The sequence below is a fragment of the Emticicia sp. genome (assembly GCF_049241225.1).
GTDB lineage: Bacteria > Bacteroidota > Bacteroidia > Cytophagales > Spirosomataceae > Emticicia.
In genome coordinates, this window is the sequence record NZ_JBMLRC010000447.1 from 1 (window position 1) to 1,739 (window position 1,739).

Below are 1,739 nucleotides of genomic sequence, written 5' to 3' on the forward strand. Positions count from 1 at the left end.
AGTTTTAAACGATTAAAGTCATGACCAAAAGTTTTTTTGATAAACTATGTTGCCCCTTTGATAAATCTGAACTTTCGATTCAGGTTTTCACCGAAAAAGAAAATAATGTCATTCATGAAGGGCTCATTACTTGCCCTACTTGCAAGCGTTTGTATCCAATCATTCATGGAGTACCGATTATGATACCCGATGCTTACCGCGAGGCCCAACTCGAAAAACCATTTTTTATCAAGTGGAATGATAAATTAAGTCTGGAAGCAAAAGCCAGTTTGATGTTGGAAGAATAAATGATGAAAAGCCGAGTGTTGATCAAATTTTCGACATTCGGCTTTTATTCTTTCGCTCAAATGAAGCATCCAACCGATTTAAGATTATATTTGTGACTGACTCTATTCAACCTCCCATTACATGAAAAAACTACACTTGCTCTTTATGCTTATGGCTGTGTATCAGCTGAGTTTTGCACAAAAAACAACTATCCAAATAGATTTGAATAAAAAAGTTGGCAAAATGTCAACGATGTGGGCGTGGTTTGGTGCCGACGAACCCAATTATGCCTACATGAAAGATGGCAAAAAATTGCTGACAGAATTAAGTCAGTTGAGTCCAGTACCTGTTTATTTTAGAGCTCATAATATGCTTACATCGGGACATGATACGCTCTCAATGAAGTGGGGTTCGACTAATGTTTACACCGAAGATGCCAACGGCAATCCGATTTATGACTGGACGATCGTCGATAAGATTTTTGATACTTATCAGCAAAGAGGCATCAAGCCAATGGCACAATTTAGCTTCATGCCCGAAGCACTTTCTACCAAACCACAACCTTATGAGCATAATTGGAGACCAGGTATGAATTATACCGAAATCTTTAAAGGATGGACATACCCGCCAAAAGACTATAAAAAATGGGCCGATTTGGTGTATGCGTGGGTAAAACACTCGGTTGAAAGATACGGCAAAGCCGAAGTAGAAACTTGGTACTGGGAACTCTGGAACGAACCAAACATTGGCTATTGGAGTGGAACGGTAGAAGAATATTGCAAACTCTACGATTATACTGCCGACGCCGCCAAACGAGCTTTGCCAAGCATCAGAATAGGCGGCCCCGAAACAACTGGCCCAAGCTGGAATAAAGCGGCTGATTTCTTAAAAACATTTCTAACGCATTGTGAATCGGGCACTAATTACGTAACGGGTAAAGTGGGTTCGCCGCTCGATTTTATCACTTTTCATGCCAAAGGAGCTCCAAAAGTTGTGGATGGACACGTACAGATGAATGTAGGTACGCAGCTGCGAGATATTTCGGAAGGTTTCCGAATTGTTACTTCTTATCCGAAATTCAAAAACCTGCCCATTATCATTGGCGAGTCTGACCCCGAAGGTTGTGCGGCTTGTGGTATGAAAACCAATCCATCAAATGCGTATCGAAATGGCACGATGTATTCGAGTTATACGGCCGCTTCGTTTGCCCGAAAATATGCCCTTGCCGATTATTTTAAAGCCAATTTATTGGGGGCAGTGAGTTGGTCGTTTGAGTTTGAGAACCAACCGTATTTTTATGGTTTCCGAGATTTAGCCACCAATGGCATTGACAAACCCGTGCTGAATGTTTTCAGAATGTACGGCATGATGTCGGGTGATAGAGTAGAGGTAAAAGGCAATCAAAATTATACGTTTACGATGGTGCGAGATTCGAGCGTACGCAAAAAAGCCGATATTGATGCCCTCGCCAG

General features: G+C 41.5%; 2 protein-coding genes. Both read left to right on the forward strand.

All coding sequences use genetic code 11. From position 1 onward, the window contains the following. Positions 1 to 20: 20 nt before the first annotated feature. Complete coding sequence (locus ACOVO2_RS23135; RefSeq protein WP_188769497.1) at positions 21 to 287, forward strand: Trm112 family protein; 267 nt, start codon at positions 21 to 23, stop codon at positions 285 to 287. A gap of 121 nt (positions 288 to 408) precedes the next feature. Then, positions 409 to 1,739 (forward strand): GH39 family glycosyl hydrolase (locus tag ACOVO2_RS23140; protein WP_421772246.1); only part of this gene is annotated, 1,331 nt, incomplete at its 3' end.

Coding starts and splice junctions, on each gene's coding strand:
- ACOVO2_RS23135 (WP_188769497.1), top strand. CDS start 21: ATGACCAAAAGTTTTTTTGATAAACTATGTTGCCCCTTTGATAAATCT.